The sequence below is a fragment of the Pseudomonas sp. KBS0707 genome, assembly GCF_005937945.2.
In the GTDB taxonomy this organism is placed as follows: domain Bacteria; phylum Pseudomonadota; class Gammaproteobacteria; order Pseudomonadales; family Pseudomonadaceae; genus Aquipseudomonas; species Aquipseudomonas amygdali.
Window position 1 is genome coordinate 2,195,471 of sequence record NZ_CP041754.1, and the last position, 26,268, is coordinate 2,221,738.

Genomic DNA, 26,268 nt, shown 5'->3' on the forward strand with positions numbered 1-26,268 from the left:
TAATGACGATTTCTCGACGAGGGTTCATAGCAGGGCTGGCGCTGACCGGCGCGGCAGTTCCGGCTGCCTATTATGCGCATCGGGAATTCACCCGTGTCGAGGAACCCGTGACACCGGGCGAGGCCACGGCCGGGCCCGCAGATACGTCTACCCAGCGCCTGGCCGACAAGCTGCGCGGGGTATGGACGCTGCGTTTCGAAGGGCGTGATGCCGGGCTGGCCGATGCGCCGCTTGAAGGTCTGGAAATGTTTCTCGACATTGCCCCGCGCGGTCGCGGCCTGCGCGGTTATATCGATACGCCGGAGCAATTGCGCAGCGACGCACAGCCACGCTTCCGGGTGATTGGCGACCTGCAGCCGGCCAACGCGGCAAAGCTGTATCTGCGGGTCATGGATGGCCATGCTGGCAATGATCCGCACAGCGACACTGCGGATTACGAATTCAGCCTGACCCTTGATGAAGTCTGGGGCGCGTTCGGCAATGCGGGCAGCGGCACGTTGAGCGGACGTATCGAACGTCTGGACCGGCCGTTGGCCCTGCCGGAGCTGGAAAACCGCCTGATTGCCATCAAGCAGGTGTTCCCTGAGGCGCGCGAGCGGGTCGGCCTGAGTCCGCCGTTTCTGGCCTGGCTGGTTTCCAAGGAGCATCGCTTGTTTCACCAGCTGTGGCATGCCTCTCGGGACAAATGGCACAAGCTGCCCGAAGACAAGCGCAACGCCCTGCGTGGTATCGGCTGGCAGCCGGGGCCGCGCGAGAAAGAGCGTGATGCGCGTGGCCCGCACAAGGACCGCAACGGTTCGGGTGAAGACTTCTTTTACATGCACCGGCACATGCTGATTCAGGCGCGCAAGATTCAGGACCTGCCGTCGTGGCCGCGGTTTCCGTTGCCTCAGCCTGAGCTGGAGCGTGACCGGTTGGGTTTCGCACGTTATTTCGATAATCACGACGGTTGTTCGCTGCCGCCCAACTGGCTGGCCCAGGGCGATGAGGAATACACGCAACTGGTCAGCGATATCAAAAGCCACGAGACGTTTCACACGCACTTTCAGGTCTGGGAGTCGCAGTACCGCGACCCGCGCTTTCTGTCGAAGCTGACGTTGGGGCAGTTTGGGTCGCAGGTCGAGCTGGAGCTGCACGACTGGTTGCACATGCGTTGGGCCTCCGTCGCTCGCGACCCCGCCAACGGCCAGCCGGTGCCCATGGCGCGTCGTTCGGACGACTTCGCCGAGCGCTGGTTCGAGCCGGAAAACGACTTTCTCGCCGATCCGTTTTCATCGCATGTGAACCCGGTGTTCTGGATGTTTCACGGCTGGATCGACGACCGCATCGACGACTGGTTCCGCGCCCACGAGCGCTTTCATCCGGGTGAAGTGAAGCGCCTGGAAGTCAATGGCGTGCCGTGGTTCGCGGCGGGCCGCTGGGTTGAAGTCAGCGACCCGTGGCTGGGGCCGGAAACCCACGGCTGCAGCACCGTGCCCGGGCAGGCAGCAGGCACGACCATGGAAATGGACCCGGAAGTCATGAAGCTTGCGCTGCGTATTACCTTTGCGGCGGATGACAAATTGAGCAACCTGCTACGCCGCGTGCCGCGCAGGCCTTGGTATGCGCGCAATCTGTTGCCGGACAGGTGGTTTTAGCGAACGGTCGTTGAGGTGATCGTTCCGCACGCTCCAGCGTGGGAATGCAGGTCATGACGCTCTGCGTCCCGAACGGCATGCGACGCAGAGCGTCGCACGATAATTGAGTTATCTGCGCATACCGACGCAGAGCTTCAGTACGATAGTTGGAATTATCGTTCCTCACGCTCCAGCGTGGGAATGCAGCTCTCGACGCTCTGCGTCGCAAGAGGACGCAGAGCGTCGCACGATAATTGAGTTATCTGCGCAGACCGACGCAGAGCTTCAGTACGATAGTTGGGATTATCGTTCCTCACGCTCCAGCGTGGGAATGCAGGTCATGACGCTCTGCGTCGCAAAGAGGACGCGGAGCGTCCAGACCTGCATGTCGACGCAGAGCGTCGCACGATAGTGGATCATGCGCTCAGCGCACCTGCCAGCCGCCGCCCAGTGCCTTGTACAGCGCGATACTCGCCTGCAAGCGTGCCAGCCGTAACTGCACGCTCACGTCCTGCGCCTGATACAGCGTGCGTTGGGTTTCCAGTACCGTCAGTAAGTCCTCGGCACCTTCTTCATAGCGGCTCTGGGCGATGTTGAAAGCGGTTTGCGCCTGTTTGAGTTCTTCTTCGTGCCAGTAGCGTTGCTGGTCCAGGCCTTGAATGCTGTTCAGGGCTTTTTCGACGTCGGCGAAGCTGTTGATGATCGCTCCGCGATAGGTTTCCAGCAGCTCTTCCTGACGAGCTGTGGCCCTGTCGCGCTCGGCAGCCAGACGCCCATTATTGAAGATCGGCCCGACCAGACCGGCAGCCAGGCTGCTGAACGGTGCGCGCAACCAGTCTTCGGCGCGGGTGGCTTCGGTGCCGAGCCTGGCGCTCAGGGTCAGCTTTGGCAGCATGGCAGCGCGCGCCACCGTGACATTGGCTTGCGCCGCGGCCAGTTCAGCTTCGGCTTTGGCCAGATCCGGGCGGCGGGTCAGCAGTTCGCTGGGCAGACCGGGGCCGATGTCCGGCCAGTTCAGGGTGGCGAACGCCTGATCACCGAGGTTCAGATTCTGTACCGGCTGGCCGAGCAACGCTGCCAGGCTGATCAACTGCTCGTTGGCCAGTTGCTGAACGCGTGGCAGTTCGCGCTGCTGGGTGGCGACCAGGTTTTTCTGCTGCGCCAGTTCCAGTGCAGTGGCCGAACCCGAGTCGTAACGGGTCTGCACCAGCCTCAAAACGCTTTGCGCGTTGGCCAGGTTCAGCTCGGCAATCCGGCCTTGCTCGCGCGCCGCGAGGGTTTGCGCATAGCGGTCAGCGACGTTGCCGAGCAGGGTCAGTTCCACTGTCGCCTGATCGAATTCGCTGGCCCGCAGACTTTGTAGCGCACTGTCGCGTCCGGCGGCGATACCGCCCCAGAAATCCACTTCATAGCTGGCGGTCAGGTCGCTGGTGAAGTTGTTGGTGTTGTTGTCGTCGGAAGGGTTGGCCTTGCGGTCGCTGTTGCGCACGAACTTATTGCGTTCGCCGCGCAGGTCAAAGGCCAGCTCCGGAAGCAAAGGTGCGCCGCCAATGATGGCGCTGGCCTGCGCCTGACGCACACGAGCCATTGCTGCAGCGACTTCGTGGCTGTCGCGACTGGCCTGTTCGATCAGGCGATTCAATTGCGGGCTGCCGAACTGCTGCCACCAGTGGGCGTCACTGCGCTGGGCGGCAGCGCTCTGGGCAAACGCCCAGCGTGCAGGTGGCTGAATGCCGCTGTCCAGGCGCGGAGCCGGGGCATTGCAGGCGGTCAGTAACAGGCAGACGGTCAAAAGGGAAAGGCTCGGCTTCATTGATTGTTCATTCACTGGTAAGGGCCGCAACCGGGTCGAGCCGGGCAGCTTTGCGGGCAGGCATGAAGCCGAAGATCACGCCGGTGACCAGTGCGCAGGCAAACGCTCCGGCCACTGCCGGCACGGTGAACGCAACCGCCACCTTGCTCAGCAACAAGGCTGCGCCCATGCCCAGCGCCAGCACGACACCGGCCAGCCCGCCGACCACGGAAAGCATCACCGCTTCGGTGAGGAACTGCCGCAGGATGTCGCTCTGCCGCGCGCCGGTGGCCATACGGATGCCGATTTCACGGGTGCGCTCACGCACGGTCATGAGCATGATGTTCATCACGCCGATGCCGCCGACCAGCAACGAAATCGCCGCAATCGAGCCGAGCATCAGCGACAGGGTGTTCTGGGTGCGTGCTTCAGCCTGGATCATCGCGGCGTTGTTGGTCAGCTCGTAATCCTGCTTGCCGTTATGCAGGCGTTGCAGCAGGTTGCGTATTGCTTCTTCGGCGTGTTTGACGTTGTTGGCATCACGCGTAGCGATGGTGATGTACTCGGGGTCCTGCGAGCCAAACAGACGGATGCTGGCCGCCGAGTAGGGAATGGCGATGCGGTTGTCGCTGTCCAGGTCACCGGAAGTGGCACCTTTTTCCTCAAGCACGCCGACCACCTGAAACGGCACGTTTTCGATCAGGATGTACTGGCCAATAGGGTCGGTATGCTCGCCGAACAGTTTCTGGCGAACTTTGTAACCAATCACTGCCACGGCGGCAGCACTTTGCTCATCCGCTTCGCTGAAATAACTGCCTTCCACTACCGGCCAGTTGAAGATCGCCGGAAAGTGCGTGTCGTTGCCGCCGACATAACTGGAATGATCGACGTTGCCGTAGCGCACGCCGGCCTGTCCGCCGTTGACCGGCATGATCATTTTTACCTCGGGCAGCTCGCCCAGCGCCGCGACCTCGTCAAGCGTGATGATGCCCTTGGGTGCACGCGGGTTGGGGGCCTTGCCGTTGAGGTAAATGATGTTGGAGCCGAACGAGGACATCTGTGCCATGACCTGGCGCTTGCTGCCTTCACCGACCGCCAGCATGACCACCACCGATGCAACGCCGATGACGATACCCAGCAGCGTCAGCGCGGTACGAAAGCGGTTGATCCACATCACCCGCCACGCGGCCTGAACCGCGTCGAGCAGCTCGCCTTTCCACGCCCCGCGACTGCCGCTGCCTTCACTCAGACGCTTGCGCAGGTCGACGGCCTGTAGCGCAGCGGGGTTGGCTGAACGTGGCGCAGACAGATCGCATGCGGTATCGCTGACCACCAGGCCGTCGCTGATCTCGATGACCCGTTTGGCGCGGGCTGCGACTTCCCGGTCATGGGTGATCAGGATCACCACATGGCCCTGGCTGGCCAGTTCGTCCAGCAGCGCCATGACCTCGGCACCGCTGTGGCTGTCCAGCGCACCTGTGGGTTCGTCGGCGAGGATGATATGCCCGCCATTCATCAAGGCGCGGGCAATGGACACCCGTTGCTGCTGGCCGCCAGACAGCTGGTGTGGCCGGTTGCCGGTGCGCGACCCCAGGCCCAGCCGGTCGAGCAGTGCGGCAGCTCGGGCGTGGCGCTCTGCGGCGGGTGTGCCAGCGTAGATGGCTGGCATTTCAACGTTTTCCTGTGCCGAACCGGAAGGGATCAGGTGGTAGCCCTGAAACACAAAACCGAATGCCTCGCGGCGCAGCCAGGCGAGTTCGTCGCTGCCCAGCTCTGCAACGTTTTCCCCGGCGAACAGGTATTCACCCGAGGTCGGGCGATCCAGGCAGCCGAGGATGTTCATCAGTGTCGACTTGCCGGAACCGGAGGCGCCGACAATCGCTACGAATTCCCCGGCATGGATCGATAAATCGATGCCACGCAGAACGTTGACCAGCGGGCTGTCGCCACCGCCGTAGGATTTGCGAATGGCGCGCAGGTCGATCAGCGGCGTTTGCATTCAGCCCCCGCTGCCGACAGAAGCCGGCACCAGCAGGCGATCACCTTCATTCAGGCCGTCGAGCACCTGCACGCGCAGGCGGTCGCAGATGCCGGTGCGTACCTGACGGTTTTGCACTTCGCCATTGGCGGACAGCACCTGCGCGATCTGCACATCGGCCTGAGGACCGTTCTGCAAGGCTGCGAGCGGGGCGGTCAGGGTGTTCTGCGCGCTGCCGGCGACGAAGAATATCTGTGCGGTCATTTCTGCCATCAGTGCCTGGTCGCTGTTATCAACGTCCAGCAGCACGGTGTACAGCACAACCCGACCGCCGCCGCTCTTGCGCGCACTGCTCGGACTGCCGCCGCCCTGATTGGCTTGATCCAGCGGTCTGGGCGGCACCGGCAGGATTTGCCGCACCGTGCTGCTCCAGCGCCGATTGCCACCGCTGAGAGTGGTGAAGTAGGCCGTCATGCCGGGTTTGACATGGCCAATATCAGCTTCCGAGACTTCGGCCCAGACCGTCATGGGCGACAAGCGGGCGATGCGCAGAATCAGCGGCGTCTGCTGTTGCGCGTTCAGGGTCTGACCTTCGCGCGCATCCAGTGCGACCACCGTGCCGCTCATGGGGGCGTAGATGCGCGTGTAGCCCAGCGCCGCCTCGTCACTGCGCAGCGCCGCCTGAGCTTCCAGGATCTGTGCCTTGAACATGTCGACCCGTGCCTGGGTGGCACGAAATTCCGATTCCGCAGCCTGCACGTCTTCGGCACGCGTGGCACCGCCCGCCGCAAGGCGTTTCTGACGTTGTTGCTTCTGTTCGGCCAGCTCGTGCAGCGCCCGCTGTTCCTGAAGCTGGGCCTTGAGGTTTTCGATGGCGTAACGCGCGGCGTCCAGCCTGGCTTTTTGTGTCGACGGATCGATTTCGACCAGCAAGTCGCCTTCCTTGACCTGATCGCCGACCTGCGCGTGGATTTTCATGATCTGCCCGGTGGCCTGCGAGCCAACGTCCACATAGCTGCGTGGCTGCAAGGTGCCCAGTGCGGTCACGCTGTTTTCGATGTTGCTGCGGGTCACCGTCACGGTCGCTGCATGGCCTTTGCTGTCGGGCATGATCTGCCAGGCACACACGGCGATGACCGGGAACAGGCACAGCGCCACGAGAAGGGCGCGTCGAGGAGGGCGAGAGCGTTTCATGCAGGTTCCTGGGGTGGGGAAAATCAACCGATCGACGGACGCCGGCTGCAGAGCGGGCCTTTATATAGAGCTGCCCTTTAAACGAGGGATGAGGACGGGAATTTAGCGTCGGCTGCGGGTTGCATTGCGCGAGTAAATTTTGCGTCTGCGCTTCGTTTAAGGGGAGCGGCTAATTCGGGTCGTCTTGTCGAGTTGGAGTCAGCGTGATTATTTCCAGACCCCTGTGCGGTTTTGTGTTTGCAGGTCTTTCTTTCGCGGTGATATTGCCTGCCCAGGCCCTGGTTGCCGCGGATAATCAGGCCGCCCGTGCCGAAATCCGGCGTACCGGTTTTGGCGTGCCGCATATCGTCGCCGCCAATGAGCGCGGTCTGGGTTACGGCATTGGTTATGCGTATGCGCAGGACAACCTGTGCCTGCTGGCCAACGAAGTTGTGACCGTAAACGGCGAGCGCTCACGCTATTTCGGGCCGGACAAGGCGACCCTTGAGCAACGCAGCAACATGGCCAGCGACCTGCTGTTCAAGTGGCTCAACACGCCTGAGGCACTGGCTGATTTCTGGAAAGCCCAGCCGCCCGAGATTCGCCAGTTGATGCAGGGCTATGTCGCCGGCTACAACCGCTCGCTGGATGAGCAGAAGACCAAGGGGCTGCCGCGGCCTTGCGCAGCCGATTGGGTTCGACCGATCAGTACCGATGATTTGCTGCGCCTGACTCGCCGCTTGCTGGTCGAGGGCGGCGTAGGGCAGTTCACTGAGGCCTTTGCCGGTGCCAAACCGCCTTCTGCGCAAAAGCCATTGCAGGTTGATAGCCAGCAGGTTCAGGCGCTGCAATTGGCCGCTGTGCGCAACCAGCGCTTTGCCCTGGAGCGTGGCAGCAATGCCGTGGCAGTAGGGCACGAGCTGTCCGCCAATGGGCGCGGCATGCTGTTGGCCAACCCGCATTTTCCATGGGGCGGCGGCATGCGTTTCTATCAAATGCACCTGACCATTCCTGGCAAGCTCGACGTGATGGGCGCCGCATTGCCGGGCCTGCCGCTGATCAATATCGGTTTCAACCGGCATCTGGCCTGGAGCCATACCGTCGACACGTCGAAACACTTCACCTTGCATCGCTTGCAGCTCGACCCGAAAGACTCGACCCGTTACCTGCTGGATGGAAAATCCATCGCTATGGGCCAGCAGCAAGTCAGCGTCGAGGTGAAGCAGCCGGACGGTAGCCTCAAGGATGTGCCACGCATCATTTATTCCTCGAAGTTCGGCCCGGTGGTGCAGTGGCCGGGCAAGCTGGACTGGGATGACAAGTTCGCCTTCAGCCTGCGTGACGCCAACCTGGAAAACGACCGTGTGTTACAGCAGTGGTATTCGATGGACAAGGCTGACAGCCTCAAGGCGTTTCAGGATTCGTTGCACAAGATTCAGGGCATTCCGTGGGTCAATACCCTGGCGGTCGATGCCAAAGGGCAGGCGCTGTACATGAACCTCTCGGTAGTACCGAACGTGGACGCCGCCAAGCTCGCCAAGTGCAGTGACCCGCGTATCGGCACCGAGCTGATCGTGCTCGACGGCTCGCGCAGTGAATGTAACTGGGACATATCCGCGGAGGCGGCTCAGGCGGGTATTTATCCGTCCTCACGCCAGCCGCAACTGTTGCGTAGCGACTTTGTGCAGCATTCCAATGACTCTGCCTGGATGGTCAATCCCGCGGCACCACTGAAGGGATTTTCGCCGTTGATCAGCCAGGACGGTCAGCCACTCGGTCAGCGTGCGCGCTTTGCGCTGGATCGGCTGGGCAGCCTGCAACAGGCTGGCAAGGTCAGCGCCGAGAATCTGCAAGCGATGGTCATGGACAACGAGGTGTATCAGGCCGGGCAAGTGCTGCCGGATCTGTTGAAGTTCTGTGCTTCGGAGCTGGGTGATGATGTAGCGCGTCTGACGCCGTTGTGCGCCGCCTTGAAAGCCTGGGACGGACGCGCTGATCTGAACAGTGGCATCGGGTTCGTGTACTTCCAGCGGATCATGACATCCATGCAAGGCGTTGCCTCGCGCTGGCGTGTGGTGTTCGACCCGCAGAACCCGATCCATACGCCAAGCGGGCTGGCCATTGAAAACCCTCAGGTTGCCAGCGCACTGCGCGCCGCCATGCTTGCGGCGGTTGATGAGGTGGCCAAGGCCGGTCTTTCGCCCGAGAGTAAATGGGGCGACATTCAGGTCTCCAGCCTCAGCGGCAAACCCATTCCGATTCACGGTGGCCCGGCCGGGCTCGGCGTCTACAACGCCATGCAGACCATCGCTGGCAAGGACGGCAAGCGTGAGGTGGTGAGCGGCACCAGCTATCTGCAGGTAGTGACGTTTGATGAGCAGGGGCCCAGAGCGCAAGGCCTGCTGGCATTTTCTGAATCGAGCAACCCGCAGTCGGCCCACTCAAGTGACCAGACCGAGGCGTTTTCGAAAAAGCAGTGGAGTGAGTTGCCGTTCACCGAACAGCAAATCAAGGCTGATCCAGCGTATCAGGTGCAGGTGATCAGCGAGGAGGGCAGCCGCTGAACATGGCAGGAGAAGCGTTTGGGCCGGGCGGCCCAAATGCGCTTGCCTGTCGAGATCAGCCGCCGGGCGTATCGATATCGGCGTCAACACCCTGGGTAGGCTGATGATTGCGCAGATCCTCGGTTTTTTCCTCAGGCTCATGATCAGGCACGTAAGCGCTGTCGCCGGATGACTGGCTTTGGCTTTGGCTTTGGCCTTGAGACTGAGACTGGCTGGGAGCAGGGCTTTTGCCCTGATTCTGGCCTCCACCTTTTTCCGTTTCTGGTTCTACGTCCGCAACCTGTGGCTCGATGGCCGGGTCGTTGCGGTCTGCGCCCTGGTCAGCGGGCGTATGCTGGCCCGGTGGCTGTTCTTTCTGACGTTGCGGTTCGATGGACATGAGTACCTAGATATCTGTTTCAGAAAATGGTCTGACAGGGTTTCGAAAGGTAGCCATATGGATCGTTCGATTCAGTTGCCGAACGGTGCTGAAGGAGGGTGATGCAGGATTGGGTGTTGTGTGAGGCTACGGGAGGTGCGATGTTCGCGAAGGGGGCCGTACAGTTGCATGAGATGCATTGAACGGAATATAGCCTTCGCGAACAGGTTCGCTACAGAAGATATAGGCAGCGCGGTTACAGCACTTTCTTGATTGCGTCGCACACGGCATCAATATTCTTCTGGTTCAGCGCCGCCACGCAGATACGCCCGGTATCCAGCGCGTAGATGCCGAATTCGCTGCGCAGGCGTTGTGCCTGTGCGGCGGTCAGGCCGGAATAGGAGAACATGCCGCACTGACGGCCGACAAAGCTGAAGTCCTGACCGGTCGGGTTATCCGCCAGCCGCTCGACCATGGCTTTGCGCATGCCTTGAATGCGCACGCGCATCTCGCCAAGTTCTTCTTCCCACAGGGCGCGCAGTGCCGGGTCGTTTAGCACCGCAGCGGAAATGATTGCGCCGTGGGTCGGCGGGTTGGAGTAGTTGGTGCGGATCACGCGCTTGACCTGCGACAGAACGCGGGCAGTTTCTTCTTTCGATTCGGTAATAATCGACAGCGCGCCCACACGTTCGCCATACAGCGACAGCGACTTGGAAAACGAGCTGGAGGCGAAGAAGGTCAGGCCCGACTCGGCGAACAGGCGCACAGCCAGTGCATCTTCCTGAATGCCTTGACCGAAGCCCTGGTACGCCATGTCCAGAAAAGGTACATGGCCCTTGGCCTTTACCACTTCCAGCACTTTTTTCCAGCCATCCAGGCTCAGATCGACGCCAGTCGGGTTGTGGCAGCAGGCGTGCAGCACGACGATCGAGTTGTTCGGCAGGTTCTGCAGGTCTTCAAGCATGCCGGCGCGGTTCACGTCGTGGGTGGCTGCGTCGTAATAACGGTAGTTCTGCACCGGGAAACCTGCGGTTTCGAACAGTGCGCGGTGGTTTTCCCAGCTTGGGTCGCTGATCGCTACCACTGCGTTGGGCAGCAGTTGCTTGAGGAAGTCGGCACCGATCTTCAAGGCACCTGTGCCGCCGACCGATTGAGTGGTCAGCAAACGGCCTGAAGCGATCAGCGGTGAATCAGCTCCCAGCAGCAGTTTTTGCACGGCCTGGTCATAAGCGGCAATGCCGTCGATCGGCAGGTAACCGCGCGGCGCGTGCTGGGCGACACGGATCTTTTCAGCTTCAGCCACGGCACGCAGCAGAGGAATGCGCCCCTCTTCATCACAGTAGACGCCTACGCCAAGGTTGACCTTGGTGGTGCAGGTGTCAGCGTTGAAGGCTTCGTTGATACCCAGGATCGGATCGCGGGGTGCCATTTCGACAGCGGAGAACAGGCTCATTGTGCGGCGGCTCTTGATGAAGAGTGGGTTAGGGATGCACGCTGCGGCTGAATGCGCCAAAGCGGTGCACAAACAGGGCTTAGTATAGAGAGCATCCCCTCGCCGGGCGACAGGTCAGGGCGGCTTTTTTCGAGGTTATGTGCATATTTTCAGAACGTTCGTCCCGTTCGAGCCTCAATGCTTTAAGTGCGTGACTTGAAAGGCCAGCATATGGCTCCATCTAGTAAGCATCATTTCAAGACATCGCACGCCTTTTCCCAGCGGGACCGGGCGTTGGCGATGATTTCGTCATGGCCTGTCAGTCCATTCAGGTGAGGCGAGCCCTTTGCGCGATCCCGTCGCGTACGAATCAAGTCGCGTATGAACCAAGAGGTAGGATATGTCCGAGTTCCAGCTCGTTACCCGTTTTGAGCCAGCCGGCGATCAGCCCGAGGCCATTCGCCAACTGGTCGAAGGGATCGACGCAGGGCTCGCGCACCAGACCTTGCTGGGGGTGACCGGCTCGGGCAAGACGTTCAGCATCGCCAACGTGATCTCTCAGGTGAAGCGCCCGACGCTGGTCCTGGCACCGAACAAGACCCTGGCCGCGCAGTTGTATGGCGAATTCAAGGCGTTCTTCCCGAACAACGCCGTGGAATACTTCGTTTCCTATTACGACTACTACCAGCCCGAGGCCTATGTGCCGTCGTCGGACACCTTCATCGAGAAGGATGCGTCGATCAACGACCACATCGAGCAGATGCGCCTGTCTGCGACCAAAGCGCTGCTGGAGCGCAAGGACGCGATCATCGTCACCACGGTGTCGTGCATCTACGGCCTGGGCAGCCCGGAAACCTATCTGCGCATGGTCATGCACATCGACCGTGGCGACAAACTGGACCAGCGCGCCCTGTTGCGACGACTGGCCGACCTGCAATACACCCGCAACGACATGGACTTCGCCCGTGCGACGTTCAGGGTGCGTGGCGATGTCATCGACATCTACCCGGCCGAATCCGATCTGGAAGCGATCCGCGTCGAGCTGTTCGATGATGAGGTCGAAAGCCTGTCGGCGTTCGATCCGCTGACCGGTGAGGTGATCCGCAAGCTGCCGCGCTTCACGTTCTACCCCAAGAGCCATTACGTTACCCCGCGCGAGACGCTGATCGAGGCAATGGAAGGGATCAAGGTCGAGTTGCAGGAGCGTCTTGAATACCTGCGCACTCAGAACAAGCTCGTGGAAGCCCAGCGTCTGGAGCAACGGACCCGCTTCGATTTGGAGATGATGCTGGAGCTGGGCTACTGCAACGGTATCGAAAACTACTCGCGCTACCTGTCGGGCCGTCCGTCCGGTGCGCCGCCTCCGACCCTGTTCGACTACCTGCCTGCCGATGCCTTGCTGGTGATCGACGAGTCTCACGTCAGCGTGCCGCAGGTCGGCGCGATGTACAAAGGCGACCGCTCACGCAAGGAAACCCTGGTTGAGTACGGGTTTCGTTTGCCATCGGCGCTGGATAACCGGCCCATGCGCTTTGACGAGTGGGAAGCGATCAGCCCGCAGACCATTTTTGTCTCGGCGACGCCGGGCAACTATGAAGCGGAACACGCGGGACGTGTCGTCGAGCAGGTAGTACGCCCGACTGGTCTGGTGGACCCACAGATCGAGATTCGCCCGGCGCTGACCCAGGTCGACGACCTGTTGTCGGAAATCCACAAACGTACGGCGCTGGAAGAGCGGGTGCTGGTCACCACGCTGACCAAGCGCATGTCAGAGGATTTGACCGATTACCTCAGCGACCACGGGGTGCGAGTGCGTTACCTGCACTCGGACATCGATACAGTTGAACGTGTCGAGATCATCCGCGACCTGCGTCTGGGTACCTTCGATGTGTTGGTGGGGATCAACCTGCTGCGCGAGGGCCTGGACATGCCGGAAGTGTCGCTGGTGGCGATTCTCGATGCCGACAAGGAAGGTTTCCTGCGTTCCGACCGTTCGCTGATTCAAACCATCGGCCGGGCTGCGCGTAACCTCAATGGCCGGGCGATCCTGTACGCCGACCGCATCACCGGTTCCATGGAGCGCGCCATTGGCGAAACCGAACGGCGCCGCGATAAACAGCTCGCCTTCAACCATGAGCACGGCATTACCCCAAAAGGCGTGTTCAAGGACGTTGCCGACATCATGGAAGGTGCCACGGTACCCGGCTCGCGCAGCAAGAAGCGCAAAGGCATGGCCAAGGCCGCCGAAGAAAACGCTCGCTACGAAAACGAACTGCGCTCGCCGAGCGAGATCAACAAGCGCATTCGTCAACTGGAAGAAAAAATGTACCAGTTGGCCCGTGACCTGGAGTTCGAAGCCGCCGCGCAGATGCGCGACGAGATTGGCAAATTGCGCGAGCGGTTGCTGGCGGTTTGAGAGAGGGGGTGATGCTCTGTCTCACAAGCCTGCGTCGCGCCATGCGCTCAAGATCGGACGCAGAGCGTCCAGAGCGGCGTTACCACGCTGGAGCGTGGTAACGATAGGTAAACTATCGTGCGACGCTCCGCGTCGTCATGCCATTCGTGACGCTCTGCGTCACAACTCTGCGCCGCACCGCACATTCAAGATCGGCGCTCGTAGTCGCTGCACATAGAAAAAGCGCTTTTTGATCACGGTGGCACTGACGACGCAGAGTGCGACCTTAGTGACGGCTGAGTCCTGGCGCTGATCCGGGGCTAGCCTGGCAGGACGCCAGGCTAGCCGCACCGGACCATGGATGGTCCGTTGCGGCGACCCCCGGATCAGTGCCAGGGCGAAGGAACCCGACGAAGTCGGGCCGGAAACAGGAGCGAAGGACTTTGCTCACTTTGGTCCCTCAAAGTGAGTCGCCGAGGGGCGAAAAAGTGACCTGAGTCGAACCCTAATCTACCTGAAACCACAGAACCGCCGTGTGACGCGGAGCGTCACGAACTGCATTCCCACGCGGAGCGTGCGGAACGATAGGTGTTCCGGCGATTACCTTTCACGCTGGAGCCGCATGCCCCCAGCCTGTTAACATTCCGCGCTTGATTGACCTATTTCGGGATTTTCCATGACCACCGTTCGTACCCGCATCGCGCCATCGCCCACGGGCGACCCTCACGTCGGCACGGCCTACATTGCGCTGTTCAACTACTGCTTTGCCAAACAGCATGGCGGCGAGTTCATTCTGCGCATTGAAGACACCGATCAACTGCGCTCGACCCGCGAGTCCGAACAGCAGATCTTCGACGCACTGCGCTGGATGGGTATCGAATGGAGCGAAGGGCCGGATGTCGGTGGTCCACACGGCCCGTATCGTCAAAGCGAGCGGGGCGATATCTACCAGAAATACGCGCAGCAACTGGTCGAGCTGGGTCACGCCTTCCCGTGTTTCTGCACCGCCGAAGAGCTGGACGAGATGCGCGCCGAGCAACAGGCCAAGGGTGAAACCCCGCGCTATGACGGCCGCGCCTTGCTGCTCTCCAAGGAAGAAGTGCAGCGCCGCCTGGACGCTGGCGAGCCCCACGTGATTCGCATGAAAGTGCCGACCGAAGGCGTCTGCGTCGTGCCGGACATGCTGCGCGGCGAAGTCGAAATCCCGTGGGACCGCATGGATATGCAGGTCCTGATGAAGACCGACGGTCTGCCGACCTACTTTCTCGCCAACGTGGTCGATGACCACCTGATGGGCATCACCCACGTACTGCGCGGCGAAGAATGGCTGCCATCGGCACCCAAACTGATCCTGCTTTACGAGTACTTTGGCTGGGACAAGCCACAGCTGTGCTACATGCCGCTGCTGCGTAACCCGGACAAGAGCAAGCTGTCCAAGCGCAAGAACCCGACGTCGGTGACCTTCTACGAGCGCATGGGCTTCATGCCTGAAGCCATGCTCAATTACCTGGGGCGCATGGGCTGGTCGATGCCGGACGAGCGCGAGAAGTTCTCGTTGCAGGAAATGGTCGACAACTTCGACCTGTCGCGTGTCTCGCTGGGCGGGCCGATCTTCGATATCGAAAAACTGTCCTGGCTCAATGGTCAGTGGCTGCGTGATCTGCCGGTCGAGGAGTTTGCCAGCCGGTTGAAAACGTGGGCACTGAACCCAGACTACATGATGAAGATCGCACCGCACGTGCAGGGCAGGGTAGAGACCTTCAGTCAGGTCGCTCCGCTGGCCGGGTTCTTCTTCGCCGGTGGCGTTACGCCCGATGTGAAGCTGTTCGAGCACAAGAAGCTGTCCCCGGAGCAGGTCCGTCAGGTGATGCAGTTGATCCTGTGGAAGCTGGAGTCGCTGCGTCAGTGGGAGAAAGACCGGATCATGGGTTGCATCCAGGCCGTCGTTGAGCACCTCAAGCTCAAGCTGCGTGACGCCATGCCCCTTATGTTTGCGGCGATTACCGGCCAAGCCAATTCGGTCTCGGTGACCGATGCGATGGAAATCCTCGGTCCGGACCTGACCCGCTTCCGCCTGCGTCAGGCCCTGGATTTGCTGGGTGGCGTTTCGAAGAAAGAAAACAAGGAATGGGAAAAGCTGCTGGGCTCCATTGCCTGAGGCGTTCCCTGTTCCTGTCAGTCGCCCCCGGTTTTCCGGGGGTTTAAAGGTAAGTGGTTGTATTACCGACAAAAAAGTTTGAAAAATGTAAAAAATAAATTTGACAGCCCTGTCACTCACGCTTAGTATGCGCCCCGTCCACTGATGTGGGGCTTTAGCTCAGCTGGGAGAGCGCCTGCATGGCATGCAGGAGGTCAGCGGTTCGATCCCGCTAAGCTCCACCAAATTTAGCGTTTCAGAGCGCTGCTACACTGCTCTGGAACGATGTGAAACAAGCGGATCCAGCGATCGTTTGTTTTGTAAGAAGGTTTTGTCCCCTTCGTCTAGTGGCCTAGGACACCGCCCTTTCACGGCGGTAACAGGGGTTCGAGTCCCCTAGGGGACGCCAGTTTCACCGAGTGATACTTCAACGTTGATCTCCGCCGCGAGGCGATAAATCCGGGGCTTTAGCTCAGCTGGGAGAGCGCCTGCATGGCATGCAGGAGGTCAGCGGTTCGATCCCGCTAAGCTCCACCAAATTCGCCAGGGTTCATCGTTCGATGAGCCTGACTGAAGGTTTTGCGTCCCCTTCGTCTAGTGGCCTAGGACACCGCCCTTTCACGGCGGTAACAGGGGTTCGAGTCCCCTAGGGGACGCCACGATTTCCCGCTCTGCGGGACCAAGGGTCATTCGATTATTGAATGGCCCTTTTGTTTTTTCAGGGTTTGAAAAATCGCCCTTCCTGCCTCTATTTATTCCCACAGGTATGTGTTCAGCCTGCAATTGCGGTTTCAGCTCTTTTATCCGGGCTTATTCAGGCGTGTGTATAACACTGAGCGCTGGAGCGTGAGGAATGTACAGGTCCTTTCGCGAACAAGTTCGCTCCCACGGACTTCGGCCAGAATCAAAAGCAGACGCGCCACTATCCTGACTTCGCTACACTCCCGCTCATCACATTCACTCAAGCAGGAGCACGCATGGTCTGGGACCGGGCAACGCCTTTCGTCATTGATCTGAACGTCGGCGCTGAAGACATCGACGGGCTGGGGCATGCCAATAATGCCGTGTACGTCTCCTGGCTGGAGCGCTGTGCCTGGCGGCATTCGCAGTATCTGGGCCTGGACCTGACCGAATACCGGCGTCTGGACCGGGCCATGGCGGTGGTCAGACACGAGATCGACTACCTGGCCAGTGCCTATGAGAACGATGAACTGCAACTGGCGACCTGGATCGTCGATTGGGATCGCCGCCTGAAAATGACCCGTTGCTTTCAGCTCAAGCGACCCGCCGACAACCTGACGTTGCTGCGCGCGCAAACCACCTTTGTCTGCATCGAACTGTCCAGCGGTCGGCCCAAGCGCATGCCCGCCGAGTTCATCGAGGGCTATGGCGCAGCCATCCCTGACGGCACCGTTCCCAATCCGCACGCCGGGCAGTAAACTGCCGGACTTTTTTTCGAGTGTGACCGATGCAAATTGCTCTGGCGCCCATGGAGGGGTTGGTCGACGACATCCTGCGCGATGCCCTGACGAAAGTAGGTGGTATCGACTGGTGCGTGACCGAATTCATCCGGGTGTCCGAGCGTTTGATGCCTGCGCACTACTTTTACAAATACGCTTCGGAATTCCACAAAGGCGCGAAGACCGACGCAGGTACGCCTTTGCGGCTCCAGCTGTTGGGCTCCGACCCAGTGTGTCTGGCCGAGAACGCCGCGTTCGCCTGTGAGTTGGGCGCACCGGTACTGGACCTGAACTTCGGTTGTCCGGCCAAGACTGTCAATCGCTCCCGTGGTGGCGCAATTCTTCTCAAAGAGCCGGAACTGCTGTATTCCATCGTCAGCCAGGTGCGTCGTGCGGTGCCCAGGCATATTCCAGTGACCGCCAAGATGCGTCTGGGTTACGAAAACACCGATGGCGCGCTGGATTGCGCGCGGGCGTTGGCCGATGGCGGGGCTGAGCAAATAGTCGTTCACGCGCGCACCAAGGTCGACGGTTACAAGCCGCCCGCGCACTGGGAGTGGATTGCACGCATTCAGGAGGTGGTCAAGGTCCCCGTGGTGGCCAACGGTGAAATCTGGACCGTTGACGATTGGCGTCGTTGCCGGGAAATATGCGGCGCACGCGACATCATGATTGGTCGCGGGCTGGTGGCGCGCCCTGATCTGGCCAGGCAGATAGCTGCGGCACAGAAGGGTGAAGAGGTCGTGCCCATGACCTGGGATGAGTTGCAGCCCATGCTGCGCGCTTTCTGGCAGGCCTGTCTGATCAAGATGACGCTCATTCAGGCGCCGGGTCGTCTCAAGCAATGGTTGGTGCTGCTGACCAAGAGCTACCCTGAGGCGACCCTGATGTTCAATGCGCTACGCCGCGAAACCGACTGTGATCGCATCGGCGTGATGCTGGGCTGTCTGCCTGGCTGCTCACCCGAAAGCTAACCCCGACGAACGGTCGAAAAAAACCTGAAAAAAGTCTCTTGAAAAGTGAATGGGTATCCCTATTTTGCTGATCAAGCGATGCCGAAAACGGGTCGCGTACACCACTCGCTGATAAACAGGAGAATTGTTATGGCTACTGCATTTTCTCTGGCTCCACTGTTTCGCAACTCAGTGGGTTTCGACCGCTTCAACGACCTGTTCGAGTCGGCGGCACGAAATGAGACAACCAGCGGCTACCCTCCCTACAACGTGGAGCGGCATACCGATGATCATTACCGGATCGTGATCGCTGCAGCAGGCATGCAAGAGCAGGACCTTGAGCTACAGGTCGAGAAGGGCGTATTGACCGTGATCGGCAACAAGCGCGAGCAGGAAGCCGACAACCTGACCTATCTGCATCAGGGTATTGCCCGGCGTGAATTCAAGCTGTCGTTCAGGCTGGCCGACAATATCGAGGTAAAGGGTGCCGACCTGTCTCACGGTCTGTTGAGCATCGACCTGGTGCGCAACGTGCCGGAAGAGGCAAAACCAAAGCGCATTCCGCTTAATACCCAGAAAGTACTGGGCAGCTAATCAGTTGTCCTATAGAAGAGGCGCCTTCGGGCGCCTTTTCTGTCTTCACTCCAGAGACGCAGTTTCCTGAAACTGCCGTTTTAGCAGCAGGTTCTCGAACTGCGGACCCGGCAGTGGTTCGCTGAACAGGTAGCCTTGATAGTTGTAACAGCCCACTCTTTCCAGGAACGCCAGTTGCTCCGGCGTTTCGACGCCTTCAGCGATGACGTTAAGGTTCAGGCTCTGAGCCATGGCCACGATGGCGCGGATGATTTCTGCGTCGTTGGGGTCGCTGGTGGCGTCCTGAACGAAGGACTGGTCAATCTTCAGCGTATCCACCGGCAAGCGCTTGAGGTAAGTCAGTGAGGAATAGCCGGTGCCGAAGTCATCCATCGCAAAACTCACGCCCAATTCCTTCAGGCTGAGCATTTTGAGGATGGTGTCGTCAAGGTTCTGGATGACGATGCCTTCAGTGATTTCCAGCTTGAGCATGGAGGCAGGTAATTGATGCTGCTTGAGGCTGTGTTGCACGCGCTCGATAAAGTCGTTCTGGCGGAACTGACGCGGACTTATATTGACGCCCATCAGGAATTTGTTTTTCGAGATCAGCCCCTGCTTTAAAAGCAGGCCTCCGGTTTTGCAGGCCTCGTCCAGAATATGGCTGCCGACCTCCAGAATCATCCCGCTTTCTTCAAGTATCTGGACAAACTGATCAGGTGACAGCAACCCGTATTCAGGGTGCTCCCAGCGCAGCAGTGCCTCTGCACCGGTAATGTACTGGTCCCGGCAATCGATCTGGGCCTGGAAGTGCAGCTGGAATTCGTTGCGGGTCAGCGCCAGCCGCAAGTCGTTTTCAAGACGCAGGCGCTGGCTGACGGCCTGCTGCATGGATACATGGAAAAACTGTGACGCATTGCGTCCGGAATCCTTGGCGCGATACAGCGCAATATCCGCCCGTTTGAGCAAATCGGCAGGGGCCAGGCCATCGTCCGGAATCAGAACGATGCCGATGCTCGGCGTAACCTGCAGGCGATGACCGTCGAGGAACATCGGTTCGGCCAGCAGCTCGCGAAGGTTGTCGGCCAGCACGCGGACCTGCTGAATGACTTCATCACGGGTGCCGTCCAGCCCGCAGATGAGCACCACGAACTCGTCACCGCCCAGGCGGGCCACTGTGTCCTCCTGACGTACGCTGGCCTCCAGGCGCGCGGCGATGATGCTCAGCACGCTGTCGCCCACCGGGTGGCCAAGTGAGTCATTGATGTGCTTGAAATGGTCCAGGTCGAGAAACAGCAGGGCACCGCGCAGGTTCTGGTGCTGGAGCAGCGAGACTTGCTGGCTGAGGCGGTCCATCAGCAGCGCGCAGTTGGGCAGCCCGGTGAGCGGGTCGTGATAAGCCAGATGCTGAACCTGTGCTTGGGCGGTTTTCAGCTGGCCGATGTCTCGGGCGTTCATCAGCAGGCAGGCGGTATTGTTCAGAGTGATGAACTCGACCGATATGTCCAGCACCAAGGGCGCGCCGTGCTTGTCCTGACCATTCATTTCCCGATGATGCACGCGGCCTTTCTGGCGTAGTTCGTCAATCATGTATTCGCGCTGCACAGTGTCGGACCAGATACCGATTTCGTGGGCTGTGCGGCCCAGGACTTCCTGGGCGCTGAAGCCGGTCAGGCGACAGAAGCCGTCATTGACCTCTACATAGCGGCCGGACTCGATTTCAGTGATGGTGATTGAGTCCGGGCTTGAGTGAAATGCTTTGGCAAACTTCTCCTCGCTGGCCTCCAGCGCTGACTGGACGCACTGTTGGGTGATGTCCAGCACGGTTCCCGACAGCTTCACGGCCTGGCCATGTTCATTGCGATAGATTCGTGCACGGCTTTCAAGCAAGCGCGATGTGCCGTTTTGCAACTGAAAACGGTAGGTCACCTGCAGGCAATCCTGCTGGTTTTCCAGTGCCGCAGCATAAACTGCGCGCATGCGTCGTCGCTCTTCAGCGGGCAGGCTGCCGAAGAACTGTCGGCCATCCTCGTCGAAGGGCAGTGCCGCCATGCCGTGCAGCGCAGACGCACGCGCCGAGGCTTGCAGCCGGTTGCCGGTAATGTCCAGATCCCAGGTGCCCATATGCGCCAGTTCCAGCGCCAGTTCCAGACGGTCCCGGGTTTGCTGGAGGACGCGCTCCGCGCCTGTCGGCGGCAGGCTGGGGGTGGCTGCCTGTGCAGGGACTTTCAGCACGGAGTTATCCGGTGGGTTGGACATGTGATCACGAGCCTTTAATCGAAAGAACCGATAGGGCGATCAGTCTGCAGTTTGCAGCATGGTCTACCTACTATGTCTGCGCATCGAGCAGTTTCATGAATGCTCTTGCTGCATTCGATAGCGTGCGTTCGGTATGCAGGATGTAGCCTAGCTGGCGATTGAGTTGCACGCCCGGCAATGGAATGCGCGCCACTTGTTCGTCGAGCATGGTGCGTGGCAGAACGCTCCAGGCAAGGCCAATGGAGACCATCATCTTGATGGTCTCCATATAGTTGGTACTCATCGCGATGTTGGGCTTGAGGCCCTGGGCTTCGCACAAGCCGCTGACAATGTGATGGGTAAACGTGTTACCGCCCGGAAATACTGCCGGATAGCGCACGACATCCTCCAGTTTCATGGGGCCGCTGTTGGCCAGCGGATGTTCCGGTGCCGCGACGAAGTCCAGCGGGTCGTCCCACACGGGCACGGCGCGGATCAGCGTATGCGGTTCGGGTGCGAGTGTAATGACTGCCAGTTCGGCGCGCCCGTGAAGAATTTCCTCATAGGCAATTTCCGAGTCCAGGAACTGAATGTCCAGTGCGACCTTTGGATAGGTCCGGGTAAACGCCCGTAATACCGGGGGCAGGCGATGCAGGCCAATGTGGTGACTGGTCGCCAGAGTCAGCCGCCCGGTGACTTCGCCGGTCAGGTTGGTCAGCGCGCGGCGAGTGTCATCCAGCACGTTCAGAATCTGATAGGCACGTGGCAGCAGGGCGCGTCCTGCCTCGGTGAGGCTGACTTCCCGGCCCAGGCGGTCGAACAGGCGCACATTCAATTGTTGCTCCAGACCAGCAATGCGCTTGCTGATGGCCGGTTGAGTCAGGTACAGGCGTTCGCCTGCCCCGGAAAAGCTGCCGGTCTCGGCGATGGCAATAAAAGCATTAAGGTTGGCGAGATCCATGGTCGGATTCCATTTGGTTATCCAAAGTATGAAAATTATGAATTTGAGTTATTTAAGCATATTCCATACGATGACCGCACAAGCCAAGGGGTCATCGTCACGATTGCCCAAGGCATAGAAACAAGCTGATGAGGAAGTACGTCCGATGGCCGGGAAAACGCTCTACGACAAGCTCTGGGATTCGCATTTGGTCAAGCAGCGCGACGACGGTTCGGCGTTGATCTACATTGACCGCCATATCATCCACGAAGTGACCTCGCCGCAAGCGTTCGAAGGCCTGCGGCTGGCGAAGCGCAAGCCATGGCGGATCGACTCGATCATCGCCACGCCTGACCATAACGTGCCGACCACGTCGGAACGCAAGGGGGGTATCGACGCCATTGAAGATCAGGTGTCGCGCCTGCAGGTGCAGACTCTGGACGACAACTGCGACGAGTACGGCATTACCGAATTCAAGATGAACGATCCGCGTCAGGGCATCGTTCACGTGATCGGCCCGGAGCAGGGCGCAACCCTGCCAGGCATGAGCGTGGTCTGCGGCGACTCGCACACCTCGACCCACGGCGCATTTGGTGCGCTGGCGCACGGTATCGGTACTTCCGAGGTCGAGCACGTGCTTGCCACTCAGTGCCTGGTGGCCAAGAAAATGAAGAACATGCTGGTCTCGGTCGAAGGGCAACTGCCGTTCGGCGTGACGGCTAAAGACATCGTGCTGGCCGTGATTGGCAAGATCGGTACGGCAGGCGGTAACGGTTACGCCATCGAGTTTGCCGGCAGCGCAATTCGCGACCTGTCGATCGAAGGCCGCATGACCATCTGCAACATGTCCATCGAAGCCGGTGCGCGGGTCGGCATGGTTGCCACCGACGAAAAGACCGTCGAGTACGTCAAGGGTCGTCCGTTTGCCCCTAAAGGTGCGGAATGGGACCTGGCAGTCGAGGCCTGGAAGGATCTGGTTTCCGACGCAGACGCTGTATTCGATACCGTGGTCAGGCTGGACGCCGCGCAGATCAAGCCACAGGTCAGCTGGGGCACTTCGCCGGAAATGGTGCTCGCCGTCGATCAGAACGTGCCAGACCCTGCGCAAGAGCCGGATCTGGTCAAGCGTGGCTCCATCGAGCGCGCCTTGAAGTACATGGGCCTGAAGGCCAATCAGCCGATCACCGATATCCAGCTGGACCGGGTGTTCATCGGTTCTTGCACCAACTCGCGGATCGAAGACCTGCGCGCGGCTGCCGACGTCGCCAAGGGCCGCAAGGTGGCCGCGACCATCAAGCAGGCCATCGTGGTGCCGGGTTCGGGCCTGATCAAGGAACAGGCCGAGAAGGAAGGGCTGGACAAAGTGTTCATCGAAGCCGGTTTTGAATGGCGTGAGCCGGGCTGTTCGATGTGCCTGGCGATGAACCCGGACCGCCTGGGTTCCGGCGAGCATTGCGCATCCACGTCCAACCGCAACTTCGAAGGCCGTCAGGGCGCTGGCGGCCGCACGCATCTGGTAAGCCCTGCGATGGCTGCCGCGGCGGCGGTCAATGGCCGTTTCATTGACGTTCGCGACTTGATCCAGCTCTGAGGAATCCAGCATGAAAGCCTTTACCCAACACAATGGCCTGGTTGCTCCTCTGGATCGTGCCAATGTCGACACCGACCAGATCATCCCCAAGCAGTTTCTCAAGTCGATCAAGCGCACGGGTTTTGGCCCGAACCTGTTCGATGAGTGGCGTTATCTGGACGTGGGCCAGCCATATCAGGACAACTCCAAGCGTCCGCTGAACCATGACTTCGTGCTCAACCATGAGCGTTACCAGGGTGCAAGCGTACTGCTGGCCCGGGAAAACTTCGGTTGTGGCTCCAGTCGCGAGCATGCGCCGTGGGCACTGGAAGAGTATGGTTTCTGCGCGATTATTGCGCCGAGCTACGCGGACATTTTCTTCAACAACAGCTTCAAGAACGGCCTGTTGCCGATCATTCTGTCTGAAGCCGAGGTCGACGAGCTGTTCAAGCAGGTCGAGGCCAGCCCCGGCTACCAGTTGAGCATTGATCTGCAGGCGCAGACCGTGACCCGTCCCGACGGCAAGGTGCTGAGCTTTGAAATCGATGCGTTCCGCAAACATTGCCTGCTCAATGGCCTGGACGACATCGGCCTGACGCTGATGGACGCTGACGCCATTGCCAGTTTCGAAAGCAGGCACCGCGCCAGTCAGCCGTGGCTGTTCCGCGACTGATTGATTCATCGCAACCTGTCTGTTTGCCAGCAAGGGGCCCTGCGCCTTGCTGGCAAAAGTGTTTAAGACAGGTGATAAATTTTTCGCCGCTGCGAGCGTTATAAACAGGCGTTGTTCACGACGCCGATGCACAAAATCGAGGATGTTATGAGCAAGCAGATTCTGATTCTCCCAGGTGATGGTATTGGTCCGGAAATCATGACCGAAGCGGTCAAGGTGCTGGAGCTGGCCAACGAAAAGTATCAACTGGGGTTTGAATTGACCCACGACGTGATCGGTGGCGCGGCCATCGACAAGCACGGCGTGCCGCTGGCCGATGAAACCCTGGATCGTGCCCGTGCGGCCGACGCCGTGCTGCTCGGTGCAGTCGGCGGCCCGAAATGGGACACCATCGAGCGCGACATCCGTCCTGAGCGCGGTCTGCTGAAAATCCGTTCGCAACTGGGCCTGTTCGGCAACCTGCGTCCGGCGATCCTGTATCCGCAACTGGCCGACGCGTCGAGCCTGAAGCCGGAAATCGTCGCCGGCCTGGATATCCTGATCGTTCGCGAGCTGACCGGTGGTATCTACTTCGGTGCGCCACGCGGTACGCGGGTGCTGGATAATGGCGAGCGTCAGGCCTACGACACGCTGCCGTACAGCGAAAGCGAGATCCGCCGCATTGCCAAGGTCGGTTTCGATATGGCCATGGTGCGTGGCAAGAAGCTCTGCTCGGTGGACAAGGCCAACGTACTCGCGTCCAGCCAGCTGTGGCGTGAAATCGTCGAGCAGGTCGCCAAGGATTACCCTGAAGTCGAACTGAGCCACATGTACGTCGACAATGCCGCCATGCAACTGGTGCGTGCACCCAAGCAGTTCGATGTGATCGTGACCGACAACCTGTTCGGCGACATTCTGTCCGATCAGGCGTCGATGCTCACCGGTTCCATCGGCATGCTGCCGTCGGCTTCGCTGGACACCGCCAACAAGGGCATGTACGAGCCTTGTCATGGTTCGGCGCCGGACATCGCCGGCAAAGGCATTGCCAACCCGCTGGCGACCATTCTGTCGGTATCGATGATGCTGCGTTACAGCTTCAACCTGACCGATGCGGCTGACGCCATCGAGAAGGCGGTCAGCGTGGTACTGGATCAGGGCATTCGCACCGGCGACATCTGGTCGGAAGGCAAAGTCAAAGTTGGTACGCAGGAAATGGGCGATGCAGTAGTCGCCGCGCTGCGGAATCTGTAATCTCTCTGGCCCGCCGCCTGCTGTGCATGCTCAGAGCGGTGGTCCCACTTTTATTCAAGGTGTAGTTGCGATGAAACGTGTAGGTCTGATCGGTTGGCGCGGCATGGTCGGTTCCGTGCTCATGCAGCGGATGCGGGAAGAGCAGGACTTCGATCTCATTGAGCCGGTGTTTTTCACTACTTCCAATGTCGGTGGCCAGGCGCCTTCGGTGGGCAAGGATGTTGCGCCACTGAAAGACGCCTACAGCATCGATGAGCTGAAAACCCTGGACGTAGTGCTGACCTGTCAGGGTGGCGACTACACCAATGAGGTGTTCCCCAAGCTGCGCGAAGCCGGCTGGCAGGGTTACTGGATCGATGCCGCCTCCAGTCTGCGCATGCAGGATGACGCCGTTATCGTGCTCGACCCTGTGAACCGCAAGGTCATCGATCAGCAGTTGGATGCGGGCACCAAAAACTATATCGGCGGCAACTGCACGGTCAGCCTGATGCTGATGGGCCTGGGCGGTCTGTTCGACGCCGGGCTGGTCGAGTGGATGAACGTCATGACCTATCAGGCGGCCTCCGGAGCCGGCGCGCAGAACATGCGTGAGCTGATCAGGCAGATGGGCGCCGTGCATGCCTCGGTGGCCGATGATCTGGCCAACCCGGCCAGCGCCATTCTGGATATCGACCGCAAGGTGGCTGAAGCCATGCGCAGCGAGTCGTTCCCGACCGAGAATTTCGGTGTGCCACTGGCGGGCAGTCTGATCCCGTGGATCGACAAGGCGTTGCCGAACGGCCAGAGCCGCGAAGAGTGGAAAGGCCAGGCCGAGACCAACAAGATTCTCGGTCGCTTCAAAAGCCCTATCCCGGTCGACGGCATTTGCGTGCGCATCGGCGCCATGCGTTGCCACAGCCAGGCGCTGACCATCAAGCTGAACAAGGATGTGCCGATTGCGGACATCGAAGGCTTGATCAGCCAGCACAACCCTTGGGTCAAGCTGGTGCCGAACAACCGTGAAGCCAGCATGCACGAGCTGAGCCCGACTGCCGTAACCGGCACCATGAGTATTCCGGTGGGCCGTTTGCGCAAACTGAACATGGGTTCGCAGTACCTGGGTGCCTTTACCGTGGGTGACCAGCTGTTGTGGGGCGCGGCAGAGCCGCTGCGCCGCATGCTGAGAATCCTGCTGGAGCGTTGAGGCTTC

The 26,268-nt window shown here is 60.0% G+C and carries 18 protein-coding genes and 4 tRNA genes; 15 read left to right on the top strand and 7 right to left on the bottom strand.

Features of this window, described 5'->3' with window-relative positions:
• The first annotated feature begins 2 nt into the window (after positions 1–2).
• Positions 3–1,637: a hypothetical protein gene (locus FFH21_RS10255; protein WP_019742136.1), complete on the top strand. Its 1,635-nt coding sequence runs from the start codon at positions 3–5 to the stop codon at positions 1,635–1,637.
• Between the two features lie 403 nt (positions 1,638–2,040).
• Here the strand turns inward: FFH21_RS10255 and FFH21_RS10270 are convergent, their stop codons facing one another.
• Genes FFH21_RS10270 through FFH21_RS10280 form a run of 3 tightly spaced genes read right to left on the bottom strand, consistent with a single transcriptional unit; the run spans position 2,041 to position 6,580 of the window.
• Positions 2,041–3,429, bottom strand: coding sequence for an efflux transporter outer membrane subunit (locus FFH21_RS10270; protein ID WP_041924504.1), 1,389 nt, complete (start codon positions 3,427–3,429; stop codon positions 2,041–2,043).
• Positions 3,430–3,436: 7 nt separating this feature from the next.
• Positions 3,437–5,407, bottom strand: coding sequence for a MacB family efflux pump subunit (locus tag FFH21_RS10275; RefSeq protein ID WP_004664640.1), 1,971 nt, complete (start codon positions 5,405–5,407; stop codon positions 3,437–3,439).
• Positions 5,408–6,580 (bottom strand): efflux RND transporter periplasmic adaptor subunit, encoded by a 1,173-nt coding sequence (locus tag FFH21_RS10280; RefSeq protein ID WP_011168298.1) that lies wholly within the window; start codon positions 6,578–6,580, stop codon positions 5,408–5,410.
• Positions 6,581–6,783: 203 nt separating this feature from the next.
• On the opposite strand from FFH21_RS10280, the gene FFH21_RS10285 reads away from it, so the two are divergent.
• Positions 6,784–9,123, top strand: a complete 2,340-nt coding sequence (locus tag FFH21_RS10285; protein ID WP_011168299.1) for an acylase — start codon at positions 6,784–6,786, stop codon at positions 9,121–9,123.
• A gap of 55 nt (positions 9,124–9,178) precedes the next feature.
• Here FFH21_RS10285 and FFH21_RS10290 read toward each other — a convergent pair whose 3' ends face one another.
• On the bottom strand, positions 9,179–9,502 hold the full coding sequence (locus FFH21_RS10290; RefSeq protein WP_005745232.1) for a hypothetical protein: 324 nt from the start codon (positions 9,500–9,502) through the stop codon (positions 9,179–9,181).
• A 235-nt stretch (positions 9,503–9,737) separates the two neighbouring features.
• The gene (locus FFH21_RS10295; RefSeq protein WP_011168300.1) at positions 9,738–10,934 is read right to left on the bottom strand and encodes an amino acid aminotransferase; all 1,197 of its coding nucleotides are present in this window, start codon (positions 10,932–10,934) and stop codon (positions 9,738–9,740) included.
• A gap of 379 nt (positions 10,935–11,313) precedes the next feature.
• Here FFH21_RS10295 and uvrB point away from each other — a divergent pair, with 379 nt between their 5' ends.
• The 9 genes from uvrB (at position 11,314) to FFH21_RS10350 (ending at position 18,452) form a co-directional block, all read left to right on the top strand.
• Complete coding sequence (uvrB, locus tag FFH21_RS10300; protein WP_011168302.1) at positions 11,314–13,329, top strand: excinuclease ABC subunit UvrB; 2,016 nt, start codon at positions 11,314–11,316, stop codon at positions 13,327–13,329.
• Between the two features lie 655 nt (positions 13,330–13,984).
• The gene (gene gltX, locus FFH21_RS10315) at positions 13,985–15,466 is read left to right on the top strand and encodes a glutamate--tRNA ligase (protein WP_011168303.1); all 1,482 of its coding nucleotides are present in this window, start codon (positions 13,985–13,987) and stop codon (positions 15,464–15,466) included.
• A 148-nt stretch (positions 15,467–15,614) separates the two neighbouring features.
• Positions 15,615–15,690 (top strand) — tRNA-Ala (locus FFH21_RS10320).
• Positions 15,691–15,778: 88 nt separating this feature from the next.
• Positions 15,779–15,854: transfer RNA gene (locus FFH21_RS10325), tRNA-Glu, on the top strand.
• Positions 15,855–15,906: 52 nt separating this feature from the next.
• Positions 15,907–15,982: transfer RNA gene (locus FFH21_RS10330), tRNA-Ala, on the top strand.
• Between the two features lie 46 nt (positions 15,983–16,028).
• A tRNA-Glu gene (locus FFH21_RS10335) sits at positions 16,029–16,104 on the top strand.
• A gap of 318 nt (positions 16,105–16,422) precedes the next feature.
• Positions 16,423–16,884 (top strand): thioesterase family protein, encoded by a 462-nt coding sequence (locus FFH21_RS10340; RefSeq protein ID WP_004658990.1) that lies wholly within the window; start codon positions 16,423–16,425, stop codon positions 16,882–16,884.
• Between the two features lie 29 nt (positions 16,885–16,913).
• Positions 16,914–17,879 carry a tRNA-dihydrouridine synthase gene (locus FFH21_RS10345; protein WP_004658988.1) on the top strand — a complete coding sequence of 322 codons (966 nt, stop codon included), beginning with the start codon at positions 16,914–16,916 and terminating at the stop codon, positions 17,877–17,879.
• 129 nt (positions 17,880–18,008) lie between these two features.
• Positions 18,009–18,452, top strand: a complete 444-nt coding sequence (locus FFH21_RS10350) for an Hsp20 family protein (RefSeq protein ID WP_011168304.1) — start codon at positions 18,009–18,011, stop codon at positions 18,450–18,452.
• 45 nt (positions 18,453–18,497) lie between these two features.
• Here the strand turns inward: FFH21_RS10350 and FFH21_RS10355 are convergent, their stop codons facing one another.
• Entirely contained in the window at positions 18,498–20,687 is a 2,190-nt protein-coding gene (locus FFH21_RS10355) for a bifunctional diguanylate cyclase/phosphodiesterase (RefSeq protein ID WP_011168305.1), read from the bottom strand.
• 70 nt (positions 20,688–20,757) lie between these two features.
• A complete protein-coding gene (locus tag FFH21_RS10360; RefSeq protein WP_002552953.1) occupies positions 20,758–21,627 on the bottom strand; it encodes a LysR family transcriptional regulator in 870 nt (289 codons plus the stop codon).
• A 145-nt stretch (positions 21,628–21,772) separates the two neighbouring features.
• Here FFH21_RS10360 and leuC point away from each other — a divergent pair, with 145 nt between their 5' ends.
• From leuC to asd, 4 genes are all read left to right on the top strand, one after another.
• Positions 21,773–23,197 carry a 3-isopropylmalate dehydratase large subunit gene (gene leuC, locus FFH21_RS10365; protein WP_002552954.1) on the top strand — a complete coding sequence of 475 codons (1,425 nt, stop codon included), beginning with the start codon at positions 21,773–21,775 and terminating at the stop codon, positions 23,195–23,197.
• A gap of 10 nt (positions 23,198–23,207) precedes the next feature.
• A complete protein-coding gene (gene leuD / locus FFH21_RS10370) occupies positions 23,208–23,849 on the top strand; it encodes a 3-isopropylmalate dehydratase small subunit (protein ID WP_005732380.1) in 642 nt (213 codons plus the stop codon).
• 147 nt (positions 23,850–23,996) lie between these two features.
• A complete protein-coding gene (gene leuB, locus FFH21_RS10375; RefSeq protein WP_004658980.1) occupies positions 23,997–25,079 on the top strand; it encodes a 3-isopropylmalate dehydrogenase in 1,083 nt (360 codons plus the stop codon).
• A gap of 70 nt (positions 25,080–25,149) precedes the next feature.
• On the top strand, positions 25,150–26,262 hold the full coding sequence (asd, locus tag FFH21_RS10380; RefSeq protein ID WP_002552957.1) for an aspartate-semialdehyde dehydrogenase: 1,113 nt from the start codon (positions 25,150–25,152) through the stop codon (positions 26,260–26,262).
• Positions 26,263–26,268 lie beyond the last annotated feature (6 nt).